The sequence below is a fragment of the Desulfatiglans sp. genome, assembly GCA_012513605.1.
In the GTDB taxonomy this organism is placed as follows: Bacteria; Desulfobacterota; DSM-4660; order Desulfatiglandales; family HGW-15; genus JAAZBV01.
On the sequence record JAAZBV010000136.1, the window covers coordinates 44,804 to 66,412 of the forward strand.

18 protein-coding genes are annotated in these 21,609 nt (G+C 42.6%); 4 read left to right on the top strand and 14 right to left on the bottom strand.

Annotated elements, in window-relative coordinates; translation table 11 throughout:
- Positions 1-21: 21 nt before the first annotated feature.
- The 4 genes from GX654_18640 to GX654_18655 all read right to left on the bottom strand — a co-directional run bounded on the left by GX654_18640 (position 22) and on the right by GX654_18655 (position 7,602).
- On the bottom strand, positions 22-2,298 hold the full coding sequence (locus tag GX654_18640; GenBank protein ID NLD38881.1) for an inorganic phosphate transporter: 2,277 nt from the start codon (positions 2,296-2,298) through the stop codon (positions 22-24).
- A 219-nt stretch (positions 2,299-2,517) separates the two neighbouring features.
- Positions 2,518-3,585, bottom strand: a complete 1,068-nt coding sequence (locus GX654_18645) for a phosphotransacetylase family protein (protein ID NLD38882.1) — start codon at positions 3,583-3,585, stop codon at positions 2,518-2,520.
- Complete coding sequence (locus tag GX654_18650) at positions 3,582-5,717, bottom strand: acetate--CoA ligase family protein (GenBank protein NLD38883.1); 2,136 nt, start codon at positions 5,715-5,717, stop codon at positions 3,582-3,584. The genes GX654_18645 and GX654_18650 overlap by 4 nt, the downstream gene beginning before the upstream one ends.
- Positions 5,710-7,602 (bottom strand): GNAT family N-acetyltransferase, encoded by a 1,893-nt coding sequence (locus tag GX654_18655; protein NLD38884.1) that lies wholly within the window; start codon positions 7,600-7,602, stop codon positions 5,710-5,712. The genes GX654_18650 and GX654_18655 overlap by 8 nt, the downstream gene beginning before the upstream one ends.
- 287 nt (positions 7,603-7,889) lie before the next feature.
- Between GX654_18655 and GX654_18660 the strand changes: the two genes are divergently transcribed.
- The 4 genes from GX654_18660 to GX654_18675 all read left to right on the top strand — a co-directional run bounded on the left by GX654_18660 (position 7,890) and on the right by GX654_18675 (position 11,342).
- Positions 7,890-8,432: a DnaJ domain-containing protein gene (locus GX654_18660; GenBank protein NLD38885.1), complete on the top strand. Its 543-nt coding sequence runs from the start codon at positions 7,890-7,892 to the stop codon at positions 8,430-8,432.
- Positions 8,433-8,465: 33 nt separating this feature from the next.
- Entirely contained in the window at positions 8,466-10,151 is a 1,686-nt protein-coding gene (gene ettA / locus GX654_18665) for an energy-dependent translational throttle protein EttA (GenBank protein ID NLD38886.1), read from the top strand.
- Positions 10,152-10,160: 9 nt separating this feature from the next.
- A complete protein-coding gene (locus GX654_18670) occupies positions 10,161-10,394 on the top strand; it encodes a DUF3820 family protein (protein NLD38887.1) in 234 nt (77 codons plus the stop codon).
- Between the two features lie 222 nt (positions 10,395-10,616).
- Positions 10,617-11,342: a polysaccharide deacetylase family protein gene (locus GX654_18675; protein ID NLD38888.1), complete on the top strand. Its 726-nt coding sequence runs from the start codon at positions 10,617-10,619 to the stop codon at positions 11,340-11,342.
- 103 nt (positions 11,343-11,445) lie between these two features.
- Here the strand turns inward: GX654_18675 and GX654_18680 are convergent, their stop codons facing one another.
- The 10 genes from GX654_18680 to GX654_18725 form a co-directional block, all read right to left on the bottom strand.
- On the bottom strand, positions 11,446-12,021 hold the full coding sequence (locus tag GX654_18680; GenBank protein NLD38889.1) for an outer membrane protein assembly factor BamE: 576 nt from the start codon (positions 12,019-12,021) through the stop codon (positions 11,446-11,448).
- A 45-nt stretch (positions 12,022-12,066) separates the two neighbouring features.
- Positions 12,067-12,642 (bottom strand): acyloxyacyl hydrolase, encoded by a 576-nt coding sequence (locus tag GX654_18685; protein NLD38890.1) that lies wholly within the window; start codon positions 12,640-12,642, stop codon positions 12,067-12,069.
- 132 nt (positions 12,643-12,774) lie between these two features.
- Entirely contained in the window at positions 12,775-13,851 is a 1,077-nt protein-coding gene (locus GX654_18690) for a beta-ketoacyl synthase (protein ID NLD38891.1), read from the bottom strand.
- Position 13,852: 1 nt separating this feature from the next.
- Positions 13,853-15,052, bottom strand: coding sequence for a beta-ketoacyl-[acyl-carrier-protein] synthase family protein (locus GX654_18695; GenBank protein ID NLD38892.1), 1,200 nt, complete (start codon positions 15,050-15,052; stop codon positions 13,853-13,855).
- Positions 15,049-15,306, bottom strand: a complete 258-nt coding sequence (locus GX654_18700) for an acyl carrier protein (protein ID NLD38893.1) — start codon at positions 15,304-15,306, stop codon at positions 15,049-15,051. The genes GX654_18695 and GX654_18700 overlap by 4 nt, the downstream gene beginning before the upstream one ends.
- Positions 15,307-15,408: 102 nt before the next feature.
- Positions 15,409-16,344 (bottom strand): lysophospholipid acyltransferase family protein, encoded by a 936-nt coding sequence (locus tag GX654_18705; protein ID NLD38894.1) that lies wholly within the window; start codon positions 16,342-16,344, stop codon positions 15,409-15,411.
- Complete coding sequence (locus GX654_18710; GenBank protein NLD38895.1) at positions 16,325-17,503, bottom strand: DUF2062 domain-containing protein; 1,179 nt, start codon at positions 17,501-17,503, stop codon at positions 16,325-16,327. The genes GX654_18705 and GX654_18710 overlap by 20 nt, the downstream gene beginning before the upstream one ends.
- A gap of 13 nt (positions 17,504-17,516) precedes the next feature.
- Complete coding sequence (locus tag GX654_18715; protein ID NLD38896.1) at positions 17,517-18,959, bottom strand: radical SAM protein; 1,443 nt, start codon at positions 18,957-18,959, stop codon at positions 17,517-17,519.
- A gap of 3 nt (positions 18,960-18,962) precedes the next feature.
- The gene (locus GX654_18720; GenBank protein NLD38897.1) at positions 18,963-20,336 is read right to left on the bottom strand and encodes a radical SAM protein; all 1,374 of its coding nucleotides are present in this window, start codon (positions 20,334-20,336) and stop codon (positions 18,963-18,965) included.
- On the bottom strand, positions 20,329-21,591 hold the full coding sequence (locus GX654_18725; GenBank protein NLD38898.1) for a radical SAM protein: 1,263 nt from the start codon (positions 21,589-21,591) through the stop codon (positions 20,329-20,331). Before GX654_18725 ends, GX654_18720 begins: the two co-directional genes overlap by 8 nt.
- Positions 21,592-21,609: the final 18 nt, after the last annotated feature.

Genomic DNA, 21,609 nt, shown 5'->3' on the forward strand with positions numbered 1-21,609 from the left:
ATAGCGGATTCGCACTTTTTTCTAATGGCTATCTAGCCGTGGATATGATTTAGCAAGATTATTATCAAGCTTAAAGGATTCATTCAGTATTTCAAGCAGTTTTATATTCTGCCTTACAATCATCAAACAGTCGCCTACAATTGCAAAAAATAGAATGCTCAGCCTTGTTTTTGAAGAATTATCCTGTATCCTTCTGGTCTGTTCAATGTTTACCCTTTCAGTTATTTGATTAAGCTTGTTATACTCTTCAACAATACTCTGATATTCACTGATATCCTTATTGCTGAAGGCAGTTTCCACCTTCATAAGCACATCCATCACTATATCCTTGATCTCCATAAGTTCATCAATCTGTACTCCAAGCAGCCCTTTATGCTTGTTTGCAACATGGATATATGACCTCAAAACAATGTCCCTGAAGCCGTCAGATAACTTCTGGAGGATACGGATCAGCCTGGCATATTTATTGGAGAGCTTCTGATCCTCCTTATGCTGAAGCCTCAATACCTTGAAGACATTGGCCATAATGATGTTAACCCACACCTGGTGTTTTTTTACCATTTTTCTCTGGATGTTCAATGTGCTTACATCCTGCATAAAAAGGGCATCAGATGCAGCATCAAAACATTTTCGAAACTCAGCGATAAGCACGGCAAGGTGATCAAAGGTTGTTGAGATGGCAACCATTGGATCAGAGATCCTTTTGAGATTCAGTATCTCTGTTTCAATAATTTCCTTTGCCCGAGTCTTATGCCTCTTGTGATTGCGGTAAATAACCAATATGGATACAACAAAGAGAAGAGTGATCCCTAAAATCTCCAGCGATGCAATTATGTAGCAGAACAGGAATGCAAATATAAAGGCAACCAGGGCGGTCATAAACCATCCGCCTATTACTGTCAGCACCCCTGTTACCCGGAAAACAGCGCTTTCTCTTCCCCATGCCTGATCAGCAAATGAGGTTCCCATAGCAACCATAAAGGTTACATATGTGGTTGAAAGGGGAAGTTTAAGCGATGTCGCATATGCTATGAGGGCGCTGGAGACCATAAGATTTACTGAGGCACGCAGCATGTCGAATTGAGGTCTTCTGTCAAGATCAGGGGACCTCTTTCTTGTTGACGGGTCTAATCTGTTGTTAACGATCTCCTTTACCCTTTCAGGTATAAAGCAGCAGAGGTTGTTAAAAAGCGCATCGGTCATACTCACAATCTTTCTTGAGATCCACATGGATTCAAAAAGTTCTGTCCCTTCATCCTGCTGCCCCAGGCTTATCTCTGTACGTGTAACAGTGCGCCCTTTTTTTGAAAACCAGAGTGTAAATACCATTATTATACCTGACAGCATCAGGAGCATTCCCTGGGTATGCACCTTGTCACTTAACGCGCCCATCATCTGAGTCATCGGGTTTCCTGACGCAAGAGCTACCTGATATGCATTAAGACCGGCCAGTGGAACCCCTATAAAATTGACAAGGTCGTTGGATGCAAATGCCATTGCAAGGGCAAAGGTACCGGCAAGGACAATTATCTTTAATATCTTAACCCTGAATAATATCAGGGCCTGGAATATTATTGCGGAGCAGAAAAAAATATAGGTCATCAGCCTGAATGTGTGCCCTTTAATCCAGAAAGCCATCTCAGGGGTTATAAAGGTTGCCCCTTTTACCCCGTTAATCAGCATGAAGTAGATGATTAGCACCATAGCAAGACCGCCCCACAGGGCGCCGTATCGCCTGATTTTTTTCTCATAGTTAAAGGTAAATATAAGGCGGGTTATAAACTGAATGACTGAACCGAAAAAGAAGGCGACAATAATCGATAAAAGTATACCGAATATGATCACCATTGCCTTTGATGTGTTTATATATGAAATAACATCTACAAAACTGGCTCCGGAATCCACCACCTTTATAACGGCCATTGCAACCGCTGCACCCAGCAGGTCAAAAACAATAGAAACAGTTGTTGATGTTGGAAGGCCATAGGTATTAAATACATCAAGGAGCAGTATATCAGTGAACATAACCGCAAGAAAGATAGTGATCAGTTCAGGCATGGTAAAAAACTGAGGATGAAAAATACCCTTTCTTGCCACCTCCATCATGCCTCCTGATGCAGCCACACCGGTCAGGATACCAATACTGGCAATAATAAGTATTACGAAAAATGGGGCGGCCTTTGAACCTATAGCCGAATTTAAAAAATTAACCGCATCATTTGCCACGCCAACTATCAGGTCGAAAACAGCAAAGAGCAGTAAAATACCGACAAATATATATATTACTTCTATTCCCATAGAAATACACCTTTCTAACTATCTGTTATCATTCAAAATATATTTTTCATTAATATTTAATTAACAATTTGTGAATACTATTTTAACCGGGTGTTTCAGTCAACCCTAAACAGAAACCTAACACAATTCTAACAATTGGCTCATAATGCAGATTTTTAATGGTATGAGAGAAAAAGATGCGATATCAGTTATGAAAAAGATATCGCATCTGCGGGACAATTAATCCAACAAATCATTGATTCGCGTATGTTTTTCGATTAGATGAGCCAGTAAATTCAGTTTCACATCATTATCCTTTGTAAGAAGCGCCTCCATATCATCCACCTTCTTTACTGTCTGGAATGTATCCATAGAGACAAGCAACAATGGCACTTTACGCTCCATGACCTTTGAAATGACATGCTGTGGTGGCATAATGTCATTAGTAATTATAATACAGGCCGTATCACGCTCCAGAGCTGCAAGGATCATGTCACTCCTGTCCCCCCCTGTGATCACGAGCTGATCTTCCCTGTTCAGTGAAGGCAGCGTAAAAAGGGGATTTTTATGAGGTTCGCTTGTTGACATAGCTCCGACTATAAAATTTTTAACTATATTTTTTAAATTCTCTTCACCGGCAAGCACCTTTGCCAGTAATTTTTCAGCAAGAAAATCGACAGTGAAATAGGTCAGTTGCTCTTTGTATGGAATAAGCCCCAGTATCTCTATACCCATTTTTTTAATCTCAGGCACAAATATTTCTTCAAACTCATCTATTTCATGTACCTTATTTATTATTATTCCGCCGAAATTCTCGCCTTTTACATCCAGATACTTATCTATGAACTTTATATCATCAAGTATAGTATCCCTGTTGCCGCTTAATACCATTACAAGTTTTGCATCCAGATATTTTGCTACTGAGATGGAATCGAGATTCTCCCATGCCCCGAAAAAGAGATCCCTGCCTCCTTCTGAAAAAAGGATATCATTGCCGGTGCCAATCTCTTTTACCATATCAAAAAGCGCCTTTTTAATGCCCTCTTCATCATACATATATCTTATTTTTGACTGGTCAAAACCCAGGGTTATCTTTTCAAACCGGGACTCCAGCTCCCCTTCGCGCCCCAAAAGTTTTACAATAAGGCTGGCATCATAATCCCAGCTTTTTTTCCTGCGATAGATGAGCCTGTCACCAAGAGGTTTGATATATGCAAACTTTTTATCCTTTATCAAAGAAATAATACCGGCAATAATGCTCGTTTTTCCGGCTCCGTCTCTCATTGAAGATATCACTATCTTTTTCATCTGTTCTCCTCCTTTGGTTTTGCAATCAAGATCCTTGCGTCTACAGCTTTTAGTCCGCTTTTATCTGTATAAACTACAACCGGATTAATTTCTATATCAGTTATTCTGTCACATTTTTTAATAATAGAGCTTATTTTTATAATTGTATCGATCACAGAATCGATATCCTTCTTTTCTTCACCCCGTGCGCCTAAAAGCAGCGGGTATGACCTGATATCTTCAAGCATAGAGAGGGCAATGCCGCGATTCATGGGCATTGTCCTGAAGGATACATCCTTCATTACCTCAACATATATTCCTCCTAGCCCGCACATAATAACAGGGCCGAATGAAGGATCTCTTCTGGCCCCTATTATAAGCTCAGTCCCCTTCTTCACCATTTCACATACTTCAATGCCTTCAATAACAGCATTGGGGTTATATGCCTTGCATTTATGCACTATAGCTTCGTAGGCATTAATAACCTCTTTCCTGTTCTCAAGGTTAAGTATTACCCCGCCTACATCGCTTTTATGAAGGATATCCTTTGAGACAACCTTCATAACAACCGGGTAACCTATCTCTTCAGCAAATTGTACAGCTTCATTAATGTTCCTGGCAATTTTACTTAAGGGTATTCGGATATCGGCTGCCTCCATAACGGCTGCCCCTTCATTTGCCAGAAGGAAAGACCTGTTGTTCTTCAGGGCATTGTCAATTATCCTGTTTATGGCATCTGTGTTGATTTCATATTCTTCTGATGCAAGGGAAATCTGGTCCAGGTATTTATAGTACTGATTATATGCCCCGATACATGAAACCGCCTGCTGCACCTCATTGAACAGAGGAATGCTTGTAGTCTTAAGAGATGCGATAGTGGATTCCACCTGATCACCGCCGACAAGGGCATATGTTACAGGCTTACCAGCCTTCATATGCTTTGAGTGTGTTGAAACAAGCATACTCTCAAGATTTGCAGAATCGAATGTCGCTGTTTCGCAGTAGAGGGCAATTGTTGAGTCTATCTCTTTTGATTCTGCCGATGCGGTAAGGGCTGACTCATAATCTACTGCAGCTGCGCCTCCCGTGATATCAACCGGGTTTTTTGTAGAGCCGAATGAGGGGGTTACCGGTTCAAAAATCTTTTGTAAAAGCGGCTGATCATCACAAAGATCAACCCCGTATTTTTCACACGCGTCTGTTGCAAGAACCCCTATTCCTCCGCCGTTTGTAACGATTACACTGTTATACCCTCTGGGCGCTGGGCTTGATGAAAAAAACTTACACCAGTTAAAGGCCTCCTCAACGCTTTCAGCACGAACCACTCCGCACTGCTTCATTATGGCGTCAAATATTTCATCTGATCCGGCAAGGGAACCGGTATGAGATGCAGCCGCACGTGCCCCTCTTTCAGATCTTCCTGATTTTATAACAATTACCGGTTTTTTGATAACTGCTCTTCTCAGGCTGCTGATAAGCCTCTCTCCTTTTTTGACACCCTCCATGTATATCAGGATTACCTTTGTGTCATCATGGTCAATTATATACTCAAGCAGGTCTGACTCATCCACATCGCATTTATTGCCTATTGAAATAATAGATGAAAGACCGATCCCGGAAACCGCTGTTTTACCGATCATGGCGATCCCGAGCGCTCCGCTCTGCGTAAGAATCGAAACATGACCGGGGATTATACTGCTTGCAGAAAAGGTACAGTTAAGGGATACAGAAGAGGAGTATAGCCCGAACATGTTAGGCCCTACCACTCTCATACCGACCTTTTTCGCAATCTCAGATATCTCCTTTTCCTCCCTGTCATTTCCTATCTCGGAAAAACCTGAAGAAATTATCTGTACATATTTCACCTTTTTTTCAGCGCATTTTTTAATCGCATTTACTACAAGATTTGCGGGGATCACGATCGATGCACAGTCCACCTCTTCTTTTATGTCAAGGATATCTGTGTATACCTGATGGCCGTCAATAGTGCCTCCCTTTGGGCTTACTGGATAAACCCTGCCCTTGTACCCGCCGGAAATAATATTATTAAAAACGCTGTAACCTATCTTTTTCTTATCCTGTGATGCACCTATGACAGCAATGCTCCCAGGTTCGAACAGGTATTTTATATCGTGTTTGTTTTCATTACCCATTATTTTGCTCTCCAAATCTCATTATAAGCCTGTATGCCCCCTCTTCAAGTTTCCGGTGAATATCAAATCCCATTTTGTTAAATACGCGAAGCATGGGTTGATTCTCAAGAAGGACCTCGGCCATGAATCCATGAAGCCCTTCCTTTTTTGCGATAATGGTAAGATAGGACAGAAGCGCTGTGCCTATCCCCATGTTCTGATAGTCATCTCTTACTGCAAATGCCACTTCAGCAAAAAGTGTATTTTCATCTTTAGATATCTGCCCCATACCCACAACTATCTCATTCTCTTTATCCTTAATTACAGCAAGTATTACCAGCTCTTTGGTATAATCTATTACTACAAAATCCTGCCTGATGGAATGAGGCACATCCATCCTGAAGGACATAAACCTTCTCTGCAGGCTCTGATTCGAAAGAGAATAGAAAAAATCCTTGACCAGGCTCTCATCATTAATCCTGACAGGCCTGAAAAGCAGCTGAATACCCCCCTTTATTGTCTTGTATTCCTCCAGGTATTCCGGGTATTCCGCGCTTTTACCTGGGATAAATGCCTGGTCTTTGTAGATTATATTCAGTCTTTTGGCCTCTTTTATAAGCCATTCCCTGTACTTTGGGTGAGCTATTGCTATGAGGTCCATTGCACGTTCACGGATATTTTTGCCATGCAGGTAGGCTATGCCGTATTCTGTAACCACGTAAAAGATATCTCCCCTGTTCATCGTGACACCGGTCCCGGTCTCAAGATGCGGCACAATACGTGAGACCTCTCCATTCCTGGCTGTTGATTCGATTGCAAGGATTGTTTTACCACCAGGGGCGAGCAATGCACCGCGCATGAAATCAGCGCTGCCGCCTATCCCGCTATAAAACTTGCCTCCTACAGATTCAACACTGGCCTGCCCTGTAAGATCAATCTGCAAGGCAGAATTAATAGCAGTCATGTTATGTATGCGTGATATAACCAGAGGGTTATTTGTATAATCTATTGTCCTGAAATCCATTTCAGGGTTGTCATCAATGTACTGGTAGGTCTTCTGTGTACCCATACAGAAAGAGGCGACCGTGCGGCCTCTGTCTATTGTTTTTTTAGAATTGTTAATTACACCAAGCTTGATCAGCTCAACAACCGCATCTGTAAGGAGTTCTGTGTGTATTCCTAAGTTTTTCTTATCCTTCAGATTCTCAAGAATCGCATTAGGAAGGCTTCCATAACCGATCTGGATCGTGTCACCATCATTCACTATTTTTGATACATACTTTCCGGCCTGCCTTGCTATGTCGCCCGGCACTACCGGTTTATATTCGAGCAGGGGTTCATCATACCTGATAACATAATGCATATCCTTTAAATTAACGAATGTATTTCCGTGCACACGCGGCATGTTTGCATTCATCTGGGCGATTATGAGACTGGAATTTTCTACGGCTGCCTTACAGATATCAACGCTTATACCCAGGCTCACATTTCCATTCCTGTCAGGGAGAGAGGTCTGGATAAGTGTAACATCAAACCTGATATACTTTTTATGTATCAGATCTGGTACACGTGAAAGAAAAATCGGGGTATAATCCGCAAGCCCTTTATTTATAGAGTCCCTTGATTTATCGCTTATAAAAAAGGAGTTATGCCTGAAATTGTAATTGAATTTCTCTTCAGTATATACATTTACACCGAGGGTCCACACCTGGAACAATTCTGCATCCGCAAATGCCTTTGGATGCGATTCAACATATCTTACAAGCTCATTTACCAGAAACACAGGTTCACCGCAACCGGTGCTTACAAATATTTTATCTCCCCTGCCTATATCCTTAAAGATTTCATCCTTGGAAACAAACTTTTCCGGATAAGTTTTTTCCCACTCTGATACAAAAGAATCCATTTATAAAATCCTGATTTTAAGTCAATTCAAAAGGTCGTTAGTAACTATATAATATTTTCACATTAAAACAATAAAAAATTAAATTATATATCTTTAGAAAGCGATAAATTCTGGATAAAGCTTTTCACCTCTAATTGAGAAACTCACAGGTAATATTTTTTTAACCATAATCAGGTATTAGATGACTCAATAATTCAAATATGGTAGATAAGCCATTTTAATATCTTTATTTTGAGTATATTCCATAAAACTGAATCGTTACATTAATACTGTAATCTGTTAAACATATGAATTATTACGAACTGTTTGAAATAGATCAAAAAGCAGAGCCTGATGAGATAAAGCGTGCATACAGGCAAAAGCTCATGGAGTGGCACCCTGACAAAAACCCCCACCGCAGGGATCAGGCTGAGGAGATGACAAAGACCCTTAATACTGCCTATGATGTTCTGTCAGATACAAGACAGCGGGTTCATTATGACAGGATCCTGCGTTATTCAAAGGGTAAAGAGTTTGGCCAGTATGTAAATGATGATATCTTTGGCGATAAAATCAGGAGGTCATCAGGTACAATAAAAGAGATACTGAATGATGTAAAGGATCTCTATTTTATGACAAGGGATTCCTATAAAGGCAAGTACAGGCTGCACCCTGTTAATATGGGTATAATTGCAGGGGGGCTGCTCTATTTTATTATACCGACAGACTTTATCCCTGATTTTATACCCTTTTTGGGGCTTCTGGATGATGTTGCAATACTTACAACCATTATTAAATCCATGCAGGGAGAACTGCATAAATACAGAAACCGGGTTAAGCAATCACAATAAATGATTTCATGTTTAAGGAGGGAATAAATATACATGAGCCAGGAAGCAAATAAGATCATCTATTCAATGATGAAGGTAAGTAAATTTTACGATAAAAAACCTGTATTAAAGGATATCTCCATCTCCTACTTTTACGGGGCCAAGATAGGGGTGCTGGGCCTTAATGGGTCAGGCAAGAGCAGCCTCTTAAGGATCTTTGCAGGTATAGACAAGGAGTTTAATGGTGAAACAACCATATCTCCGGGACTTACCGTTGGTTTACTTGAGCAGGAACCCCTGCTTGATGACTCAAAGAGAGTAAGAGAGGTTGTTGAGGAGGGGCTTCAGGAGGCGGTTGACCTTTTAAAAGAGTTTAATAGGATTAATGAAAAATTTGCAGAGCCCATGTCTGATGATGAGATGAATGACCTGATTGAAAGACAGGGTAAGGTGCAGGAAAAGATAGATGCCCTTGATGCCTGGGACATAGACTCACGCTTAGAGATGGCAATGGATGCCCTCCGCTGCCCTGAAGGTGATACGCCGGTCAAGGTGCTTTCCGGTGGTGAAAGACGCCGTGTTGCCCTGTGCAGGCTCCTTTTAAAAAAGCCTGACATACTGCTTCTTGATGAGCCTACCAACCACCTCGATGCAGAGACTGTTGCATGGCTTGAGCAGCACTTGCAGAGATACGAGGGGACAGTAATAGCAGTAACCCATGACAGGTATTTCCTTGATAACGTGGCAGGCTGGATACTTGAGCTTGACAGGGGTGAAGGCATACCGTGGAAGGGCAACTACTCATCATGGCTTGAACAGAAACAGAAAAGGCTTGCCCTTGAGGAAAAGGGAGAGAGCAAAAGAAGAAAAACCCTTGAGAGGGAGCTTGAATGGATAAGAATGTCTCCAAAAGGGCGTCACGCCAAGGCAAAGGCGCGTATAACAGCCTATGACAGCCTGATTAATCAGGAGACAAAGGAGAGAGAAAGAGAGCTTGAGATATTTATCCCGCCGGGACCAAGACTCGGCAATGTGGTGATAGAGGCAAAAAATATAAGCAAGGCATATGGAGACAGCCTGCTTATTGATGACCTCTCCTTTTCAGTGCCATCAGGGGCCATTGTGGGTGTAATAGGGCCAAACGGGGCTGGAAAAACCACGCTGTTCAGGATGATAACCGGTCAGGAGCAGGTCACATCAGGTGAATTCAGGATAGGCGAGACAGTAAAGCTTTCATATGTGGATCAGACCAGGGATACACTTGCCCCGGAAAAAAACATATGGGAGGTTATATCTGAAGGACATGACACCATTCAGCTTGGCGACAGGGAGGTAAACTCCAGGGCATATGTGGCAAGGTTTAATTTTTCAGGGAGTGACCAGCAGAAAAAGGTGAATAATCTTTCAGGTGGCGAGAGAAACCGCGTTCACCTTGCACGAATGCTTAAGGAAGGCGGTAACGTGCTTCTTCTTGACGAACCTACAAATGACCTTGATGTTAATACACTGAGGGCGCTTGAAGAGGCCATAGAAAACTTTGGCGGAAGCGCTATTATAATAAGCCATGACAGATGGTTTCTGGACAGGCTTGCAACACATATACTTGCATTTGAGGGTGACAGCAAGGTAGTATGGTTTGACGGCAACTACACCGAGTATGAACAGGATAAAAAGGCAAGGCTTGGGGAGGCGGCTGTTAATCCTCACAGAATCAAATACCGCCATCTTACAAGAGGATAGAAACCTGATATGGCCAATGATGTTCGACCTGATCCTCAGTATCTTCTAAAACTTGTGGAGACAAGGATGCCCTTCGGTAAATATAAGGGAAGGTCTCTTGTTGACCTTCCTGAGACCTATGTTGTATGGTTTATGGGCAAGGGGCTCCCTGAAGGCGAGCTTGGGGATATGTTACGAAGTGTATATGAGATAAAGGTAAACGGGCTTGAATACCTGTTTAAACCTTTGAAGCGTAAATTGTAGGGGCGGACCTGCGTGTCCGCCCGATATTTGGGAATGAGGACCTTCATCACCGGGCAGGCACTCAGGCCTGCCCATACAATGCTGAAAACCTTTTTTATGTCCTATTGAAATAGGGAAAACACCTTTTTTAAAAAAACAACTGGATTCCACGGTCAAGCCGTGGAATGACGAAGGTGGTCATAGGTATATGTTGGGTAGGATATTCTATCCCTCACTAAACAAATGGAGATTAAATTGATCAGGATGATTATGCTTGCATCATTAATGCTGTTATTTTTTGTACTCCAATCGTGTGTTCACATGCAAGGTAATAAACCGGATAAACTATGCGCCCTCACCTTTGATGACGGGCCTAGCGCAGACCCTGAACTAACATCACTGGTACTGGATAAACTTGATAAGTACAATGTTAAAGCGACATTTTTTGTTGTTGGTCAGAACCTGAATGCCTCTACAAAACCTGTTATTGATCGCATGGTGAAGGCAGGCCATGAGACAGGGAACCATTCATGGTCATATGATGACATGGCAAAGATGCCTTTTAATGAAATAAAAAAATCTATAACCGATACGACAGAGGCCATAAAAAAATATACTGGCAAGGTACCGGTATTCTTCAGACCGCCAAACCTTTCAACAAGCACTGTTATGTATAAGGCAATTGACCTCCCCTTCGCAAGTGGTCTGGCAGCAGGAGACTGGCCTAATGGCGGAGGTGATACCACTGAACGAATAATGGATAAACTTAAACCCGGTATACGAGATGGTGTGATTATCCTGCTGCATGATGTACAGCCCAAACCGCACCCCACACCTGCTGCACTAAATACCCTGATACCTTATCTCATTAAGGAGGGCTATGAGTTTGTAACCATTAGTGAACTTTTCAGTAGAAAAGGGGTGATTCCTGATTCAACAGTAGAAAACATGTATGTGTATGTGGAATAGGAGAGGATATAATCAGCAACTTCATGTTTTCTCATATAGTCTAATGTAAATTAAAATACCCTCAGGGTTCAATAACTAACCCTGAGGGCATTTTATCATTAGATTATTGCTGAATGGCTGTTACAACGCCTTTATCATCAAATGTTACAGCAATAGTTTTAAAACGGTTGCTCCAGTATACCCATGTGTTGCTTTCAATGGAAGGGGTCCTGTGTGTTGCTGGATATCCAAGCGCCATCATAACCCCGGTTTTTGTCATACCATTTGATGCAATACCTTCTTTAATACCCTTCTGATCCTTTTCAGAAAGAGTTGAAAGATCCGTCTTTGCGGGTGAGGTTATTTTATTGAGATACTCCTCTGAAGTCATCTGCATACGGGCTTCTTGATACTCAAAAAATATCTCTTCATTTGTTTCCGTATTAACAATAATAAAACCCTGCCTCTTCCAGCTCTTTACCTGAACTGGCGTATTGACAGCCAGTATTCTATGCCCTGCGCCGGGGTTGGTATAATTTGCATAACTTGCCTTACTGTCTTTTCCATTATTCTGATAATGGATGTTTACCTTCATGAAAACCGGGCCTTCCAGGATATAATCCTTCTTGGCCTCAGAAGTTACAGGGTTAATAAAAAGTGCTGCCGCCAGAATTGTTGCACCAACTATTTTTTTAAACATAATAGCCTCCTTATAAAAATGTTTACTTAATAAAATCTCTAAGCCTTAAAAATAAAACCCGAACATACCCATGACTGAATTAATACCCCTGTTTTCATCATCAATGCCGCCGTTTGATATATGATGGAGCCTCAAGGCCATATAAAAAGCCTTTTCTGACCCGGTTTTTATTTCAGCGCCAATACCAAGCTGCGGATTGAAATTTACCCTCATTCCCTGCCCCGGGACCTGAAAATCTGTATATATGATACCAATACCGCCTTCAACATATGGTTTAAACGTTTTACCCTCAAATGAATCAAGGTAGTACAGTGCAAATATATTCGCAGAAAGGGTAGCGCGCGTCCTTTTATAGTGAGCACAGCCAAGGTTTCCCTCCACCTTAAACATAAGCTCATCAGGGGCATTGTGTTTCCAGACCCTCTCATAATCATACAGTACGAATCCTGTTAGCATATAATAACCTATGTCTCCGGACAGGTTATAACTGTTGCCTGCGGTTATGCCCATTCCGTATCGTTCAGGGGGATATCCTGACACCTTTTCGCTGGCATATATCACACCTGAGCTTATGGATGATATAAACAATATTGTAATCACCAATCTACATATCCTGCTCATGTCTCCTCCAAGATGCTGCATCAACAATCTTTTACAACCATTACCCACCAGATAATTTTAATATAACCTGCCATACTTTTTACTGATACCTGTGTTAACCTGTTTTCACAGTGGGCATTCAAAAATTTTAAATCAACCAGTATGTGACAGGGTTATAATACTGAATTCACCCTTTATTCCTGTCTTTACGCAGGAGATATTTTCTTGATTCAATGTGCAGTCTTGTCCTTGAAATCGATAGTTATCAGGGCGTCTTACTGTAACTGGGGCAGGAAATATCCTCCCTTCTCTTAATGAAATAACTGCTATAACCATATCAAAGGCAGAACCAACAGGAATAGATCCATAATAAGGTGTGTAGCATGAGACCAGAGAGCCCTCAGGTATAATTTCAGAGTAATATCTGTCACATTCAATATGCCCGTCTGCATTCAGGATATAAAAACTATCTTCTGAAAGATTGTCTTTTAAATCTTTCACGATACCGGTATTAACAGAGGTAACAGCACCGTAACAGTTTGCTGACTTATCACGGGATAACAGAAAAAATGCAGCTCCTTCACCAGGCACAGCGCTTTGAATCTCTGCTGCAAGTGGTGACATGGAGATATTGCCATTACTTCCATACCAGCGCTTATAGCAGTAACCCAAAACATCAAAATATTCATCAACCGCTCCAAAAAGCACCTGCCCTACCCTCTCTTCACAAAGCCATTGAATGGCGCTGAGAAGTCCTGAAGAAACAGACATCTCAAACTGGCTGATGGTCAGGCAGGGGCCTTCAATTCCAAGCATCATGGAGATATGACCGGCAGCAGCATTATGCACAGAGTTTGAAAAGAGCGTGGGAGAGGCACAGTTATCACCTGAATCAATAATGGAATCAAGAAAGGAGAAGGTTGTTTTGGCTGAACCGTATCCTGAGCATAAAATAAGACCAGTCGCCATTTTATCAAATGAATCCTGCCCTGCATCATTTAGCGCCAGATATGCCCCTGTAAGGGCAAGCTGCGAAAAATGGTCTATCCTGCGTAATGCCTTTTTAGGAACAAAATCGTAAAGAGATGAAATATCAGCATAAAAGGCAGGATAATATCCATCCTGTGAAGATGGCTCGCATGTAGCACCGGTTCTCAGCCGATTCAAAAGCGCATTTGAACCGCAACCAAATCCCCCGGCAATACCTGTTCCATTGATAAATATCTTCATTCTATATCCCTTCTGTGCTCAGGATCAGTACTGCATTCTGCCCGCCAAATGCCAGTGATTCTGACAGGGCTGTTTTGCCAGTTATTCCCATATTTTCAGTTACAGGTGATATGCCTGCCTCAGGGTCGATTTCTGAAAAACCGGCGCTGGCAGGAATCCGGCCTGCCTCAAGTGAGGCTACTGTATATACTGCCTCAATTGCCCCTGCTGCACCAAGTGTGTGTCCTGTATACCCCTTTGTAGAGAGAAAAGGTATGCCGTTAAAGATCTCCTTTAGCACCCTGGCCTCCGCCATGTCATTTTCAGGTGTTGCTGTCCCGTGGGCATTTATAAAGCCTATATCACCGGCCTTTTTTCCGCTCTCAACAAAGGCATCTGCAATGGCCCTTTTCAAACCCCTTCCCTCTGGATGGGGGGCAGTAAGATGATACCCGTCGCTGGCAGAACCATAGCCAAGGACAAATGCCTTTGCTTTTTTATTGCGTCTTTTAAGTGAATACTCGCTTTCAAGCACCACCACCCCTGCCCCTTCACCAAGGTTAAGCCCCTTGCGGTTTCTGTCAAATGGCCTGCATGGATCAGGATCGGTAATCATCAGGGATATAAACCCGTTGTATGAGATCCGGCTAAGCTCATCAGCGCCCCCTGCGATAACAATGTCACATATACCACTCCTTATCCACGATGCACCTATGCCAATAGCATCTGTACCGGAAGAACAGGCGTTTACAATGGTCTGGCACGGCCCTTTAAGGGAATACTCCTTTGATATTACCGAAGAGGGATTACTGTTGAGATATCTGCTTATGGCGAACATATCAGGTTCAAGCATGTTTTTAAAATCCCTGTAAAACTGTTCATCATTCATTGTGCTGCCTACAGTGGTACCCATGCATACACCTACCCTCAGGCCACTCATTGCATCAGGGTCAAGCCCTGCATCCTTAATGGCCTCAGCAGCGGCTGCCAGCCCCAGTTGTGCTGTCCTGGAGAGAGATTTTTTTTGCCCGTCATTAATGCCGGGTAATGGATACCTGATTTCAAAAACCGGATAGGTAACCGGATGGGAAGATGAAAATGCCTCTGGCCTGTCAGGGTTTCGTTTACCCTGAAAGAGAGTTTTCATGTTCTGCATCAGAGATTCTCCTGATGCGCTCAGACAACCTGCTCCAGATATTGCAACAGGTGCGCCGCGGTTCATGATTTCGTATGTCCCTCAATAAATGAAGCAAGTGATTTTATTGATTCAAATGCAACCCGGCCCTCATCCATATCCTTTATTTCAACATTAAAGTGTTTTTGAATGATTACAACCAGCTCAACCGCATCAAGGGAATCAAGACCCAAACCCCCTCCGAAGAGTGGGGCATTGTCATCTATATCCCCCGGGGTGATATCCTCAAGAAAAAGTTCTTTTATAATTATCTTTTTCAGCTCTTCAACATTAATTGTCATTCGTTTGACTCCTCGCTGTTAGTTTTAATATCAGATATTTTTGAGTTTATTAACTATTCCGATTAGCTTAATAAATCAAGCAAATATAAAATTTCAGGACGATTATGAAGAGTGCATCCACATATCATAGAAATTAAAGAACTGAAAAGGATGGGTCTCAGTATAGCCTTCAAGAAATTTTACAAATTCACTTATATAGGGCATATATCCTTCCCCTGACCTGCCCAGCCCTTCCGGCACATGTATCACCTTTGCAAGATCAAGCACAAAATGATTAGAACCATCTTTATGTGTAAGCAGAATGGCTATGGGAGAGCCTGTTGCCGAGGCAACCTTGAATGCGCTGAAGGGGAACAGGGCCTTTTCACCAAGAAAATCAACAGGCACCCTGTTTTTCAGGCTTCCAAAGATACGATCACCCATAATGGAGACTATCTCACCATTTTTCAGGGCATTTATCATCTCAATAGTCCCACCGAGGTACCCTTCAGGATCTATTATATTGAAAGGCGTATCGTTTGACTGATGCTCAAAATAGTGCCTGTCAATATCGCCCTCTTCTCTGCGTATGACCATGTTCACACGTGTTTTGAGGTAGCCCAGGGCAGAGAGGGCGACCTGCCAGCATCCTGTATGGGCCATAAGGAATATTACCCCTTTTCCTTCAGAGACAAGATTTTTAAGGCTCTCCCTCTGTTTAAAAGAAACTGACATCATTTCGTTTCCAAGTATACCTATAATAGCACGGTCAATCAGCACCATACCGAAATTCAGGTAGAGACGATAACAGTGAACTATTCTTTTTAAGGAAGAATCACCCGGAAACCTGTGGGAAAGGTAAGAATAACACCTGCGTCTGACCGATGGTCTCATAAGGACATAATATGCCAGTATAAAATATAAAAAGAAATAGGCCAGTCTTCTTCCGCCTATTTTTATCAGCGCATAAAAAAACTGGTGCTGAATGTAGGAGCCAATACTGCGGCTTGTCCATATCCTTTTATCTTCATCTGTTTTTTTACTGCTGTGCAATTCCATCTGTACCTTTCTTAATTACAATGGCCATAAAAAACAGGATAAGCCCTGTTATTATACCTGCAACAGGGCCGACAATAAGTGAGCCGATCAGCCACTCATAAAGCCTGTCAAATGCCTGATAGCCGATGGTCTCAACAGATATTTCAGTAAGAAAGCTCCAGTTTCTCATAAAGTATCCCGTTTCAATACATATGGCAGGCATAAAGGGGGGCATACATAACTGGCTTGAGGTCAGCGCAACCACCTTGTTAAGCCTTAAAAAAGAGGTAACCATAATGATAATTATTATATGACAGGCAATGAGAGGAAGCGAACCCAGAAAAACCCCTATGGCACCTGCAATGGCGATCTTGTGAGGGGTAGCATTTTCTGTAAGCATTGTCCTGATTGACTTTACAGGGTGCCAGATTGAGACGGTCTTTTTTATTGCATCATCAAAATAAATCTTACGATGGGGCCATGGAAGCACAGACCTCATGGTAAGCTTGGTGTTCAGTATGCTGATGCGCAGGTTATCTATGAAGGCCTTAAAGTGTGTAACCCTTTTATCCCCCGGCGGATAATAGACATTAATATCCACATCAATTACACTTACCCCTGCCCATATCGCCTTTACCAGGACCTCAACCTCAAATGAATAGTGTTTTTCATTAAGTTTCAGTTCATTAAGCACGGAGAGAGGGTATGCCCTGAACCCGCTCTGACTGTCTCCGACAGATCTCCCTGTCTGCACCCTTAACCAGAAATTTGAAAACCCCCTGCCGAAAACAGATGAGCGGGGAACATCAGCATTAGCGAAATCGCGTTTACCAACAATAATTGCATTCGGATTTTTTACAATCGCGGATAACATTTTCGGAATATCGGATGGGTCATGCTGCCCATCTGCATCAATGGTAATAATATGTGTAAACCCCATGCTGCGGGCCGTTGCAGCGCCCTTAAGAATTGCTGCCCCCTTGCCCATATTACGCTGAAGATTCACAACTGAGGCATCAAGGCCAGATAATAATCCTGAAACCTCAATATCGCTTCCATCATCCACCACAATAACATGGGGGTGAAACATCAGGGTCTTTGCTGTAACATCTCTTATGGTTTCAGGGTTATTGTAGACAGGTATCAAAACCGCTGTCTTCATTTGTGTTCTCTCTGTCATAGTTACAGTTCTGTCAATTAAATCTTTTATTGCTTTTAGCAAAGAGGAGAAATCTCCTCATGCTTAAGATAAATCGTTTCCAGCTCTCAGGAGATTTCCAGATCATGGATATATAGCTCAGAATAGTTCTTAATCTTGAAAAATGGGCCTTATAAAACCTAATAAAATAGGTTTCCAGGGTTTGAAGATCCATCCCTTCAGGTATATACATAAAATGCATGCAGTCCATTTTTTCCCACTCTTCAGTAAATCCACCTGAACGGGCAATTTTTTCATACAAAGGTGTCCCTGGAAAGGGGGTAAATTTTGCAACGTTTATCTCATCAATGGGCAGGGACCTGTAGAATGCTATACTCCTTTTAATGCTCTCAACTGTTTCACCGGGCAGTCCTATCATAAAGAGCCCCTTTGTCCTGATCCCGGCCTTTTTTATCATATGGATCTTTTCTCTCATCCGTTCAGAATTAACATTCTGTCGATGCATGGAGAGCAGTTTGTCATCACCTGATTCTATCCCGAGGCTTATCATCCAGCATCCGGCCCTTTTCATCAGAAGGAGCAGCTCCATGTCAATATGTTCGGCCCTCACGGCACAGTTGAATGTCATATTAAGGGGCCTTGTAATCATCAGCCCTGCAAAGGCCTCTACCCTTTTCCTGTTAAACGTGAACTGGTCATCATAAAAATTTATGTGCCTTATATTGAACCTCTCTTTTAAATATCTCAGGTGCTCATAGAGGTATTCAGCCGAGTTGTATCGAAAGCTCCTTTGAAACACCGACCTGTCACAGTAACTGCATGCATAAGGGCAGCCCCGGCTTGAAATACAGCTTGTGTTTGGGGATACCGGATAGTTGAAGATAGGTAGCTTGTAGGCATCGGGATACCCATCCAGTTTTGAATATGCAGGAAATGGAAGCGTATCAAGATCAAGGAGTTTTGTCCGGTATGGATTGACATGGATTTCATTTCCCGAATCCCTGTATGCAAGCCCCTCAATGTCAGCAGCATCCTCGCCGCCTGATTCTATCAGCTCCGAGAGTGTAACCTCACCCTCGCCAATAACAGAGAAATCTATTAGAGGATACCCTTCAAGTATCTTCCCCTTTAAGGCCGAGACATGGGGGCCGCCAAATACTACTTTTATTTCAGGCAGCACCTTTTTTGCCAAAGAGGCTATCCTGACACCATCATGAAAACTGGATGTTGTGCAGCTTACCCCTAAATATGCAGGCCTCTTCTCATGCAGATACCTCTGAATGAGCAGGTCTGAGTCAGGGTTTGCATAAGAATCAATAATAGCGGTTTCTGTCCCGCGCTGCTCAAGCCAGGCCGATATACTTGCCAGCCCTAATGGAGGCATAATATTGGCAAGCCTTGACACATCCTCTCTGGCTGCGCTCTTTTTATAGCCAAGGGGGTGGACAAACAGGATATTCTTATCAGGATGACCCATCTTTTAGCGCCTCTTCCTGTGTCTTTCAGATTTGCGGGTTACCTTAAGAAGCTCATCCCATAACAAACCCCTGTAACCGAATGCGTGCATGGCATCAATCATGAGTTTGCCCTTTTCAGGGGGAAAGATTAATCTCCTGTTATTTTTGGCTTCCTGCTCTATCAGCATGTTCATTTCATCGATATTTACTTCCGGAGAAAAATAATATACAGGCTCAAGCAGCTTGTCATCCGCTGATAACACACCTTCCTGAATGGCAACCTTATATAACGATGTTCCGGGAAGAACCCTTATGCCAGAGTAGATAAAGATAACCCCCTCTTCAAGTCTCCTGATATTGGCCAGCCCCTCTTTTACTGTTGCATCTGTTTCACCTGGCCCGCCGAAGATAAAAAAATAGGCGCTGGCTATGCCCTCTTTGGTGCATCCGTTGTAAAAATCAAATACATCAGAGAAGGTAAACCCCTTACCCATACATCGCAGTGTCTCATCACACCCTGCATCTGAGCCGATTTCAACGGCGTAAAGCCCTGACTGTTTAAGAATTTTAAATTCTCTTTCGCCAACCCCCTTTGGCCTGAAATAGCCTGCCCAGCGTATCTTTAAACCTGATGAGATTATTTTTTCTGTAAGTTCAATATAGAAACCATCAGGGTCATTAAAGACTGAATCTGTAAAGAAGAATGAATCCACATTGTAAACCCTTTTTGCTCTTTCAAGATCATCGATTATTTCATCATGATCGCGATATTTGAATCTCTTTCCCTCCAGGGCTGGATATACACAGTAGGAGCAGTTGTAGGGACACCCCCTCTTTGTCTGAAGATTTAACATCCCGCTCTTTCCCATATAAAAGTCTACCAGCTCTTTACCCCATAGTGGAGAGCCTGATTGGCCGTTTTGCCCCTCAATCAGACAGCCCTTAATAATCTGCGGGGAAGAATCACCCTTTTCAAGGATTTCTATAAGGTCCGCAAACTGCTGTTCACCTGACCCCACAATGCCATAGTCTGACTTTATATGGGAAAGTATCTCCTCAGGCATAATCGAAAAAGCAGAACCTCCGGAAATTACAGGGACACCGGTCTCCCCTTTGATAACCTTTATGATATGCCTTTCTATATTCAGGACCTTCAGATCACCAGCCAGGGAATCAACCTCATCAATGTTACGTATTGAAAGGCCGATAAACTCAGGAGAAAACTCTTTGATAACCTGCTTTAATTTATCATCAGGATTTTCATGCACCGAATAGTCAAACTGGCATACGCTGTGACCTCTACCTGAAAGCCCTCCAGATACCACCGCCATTCCAAGGGGATAAACAGGGTATGGATAGGAAAAGGTATTGGAAGATATCATCAGTACCTTACTCATTAGATGCCTCTTTCCCGAATGAACGTTTTTTTCTGGGGTTATATTGCCTGTAGGTGCCCTTTTCCATCTCACTCTTTACAGCCTTTTGAAAAAGAAAGCTCATTTTGAGACTGGGGCTTGTATTGTAATAGAAGGTATCCCATGCATAGTGGTACATTTTATAAAGGGTTTCCGGAGACATCTTTTTTGGCTGAAAAACCACCTTGTCACAGGTATAGTCAAGCCAGTTATTGTTGAATATCCGGCCTTCTTCAAGATACTGCTCTCGAACCGGGGAACATGGAAAAGGTGTCAGTATGGTAAATTCAGCCATATCCAGCTCCTCCTCCATCAGAAAATCAATAAGACGCTTGATATCATCCTCAGTCTGATCATCCGTGCCCAGAAGGATCGTCCCCTCCACTCCAATACCATTGTCCTTGAGGCGCCTGATTCGTTTCCTGATGCCGTCCGATGTATTTACAATGGCCTGATATACATACCAGCACCCAGCATCCTTTGCCAGCCTTAGTATCTCATCATCATCCATGATAGGATGAGATACCCATGTCTTTTTCAGGGGGGCCATTTCTGTAAATAGTTCCTTGAGCCAATCACGGTTCTGGGCAAGAGAATTATCCACGATAAAAAGCCTGTTGTTCTGTATCGTACTCATCTCTTCTATTACCTTGTCAACAGGCCTCGGACGCATTACCCGCCCGCCCAGGAATCCCACACAGCATGGAAAACAGTTGAACTTGCAGCCCCTTGACGCATGGACAAGGTCGAGCATCTTTACGCCGCGGTATGTATAAAAATCAGGATTCAGAAGCTCCCTTCGGGCAGTCCCCACAAGGCCGATATCAGGAGGGTCATCCATATAATCATAGACCTTTTTGAGTCGATTATTTTTTAGATCCTCTATTATCGGGGCAAAACGTCCTTCCACTTCACCCAGAAAAACAGAGTCACTATGTTCCATAACCTCTTTGCTGTGAAGCATTGTTGCTATTCCGCCAAATATGACAGGGATATTCATTTCACGATACCTTTCAGCTATTTCAAAGGCGCGAGGGAGCTGGGATGTAAGCATCACAGACATTGCCACAAGATCTGTTGATTTATATTCTACCTCCTGAAAGGCTTCATCAATAAAGGTTATATCAATTTCTTCCGGTACTTCCGCAGCAAAGACAATTGGTCCATGGGGTGGAAGATGGAATTCTGTCTGGCGATCCAGTTTTGGCCATTTGGGGTATATGAGTGTCAGATTCATAAGTATCCTCTGTAAAAT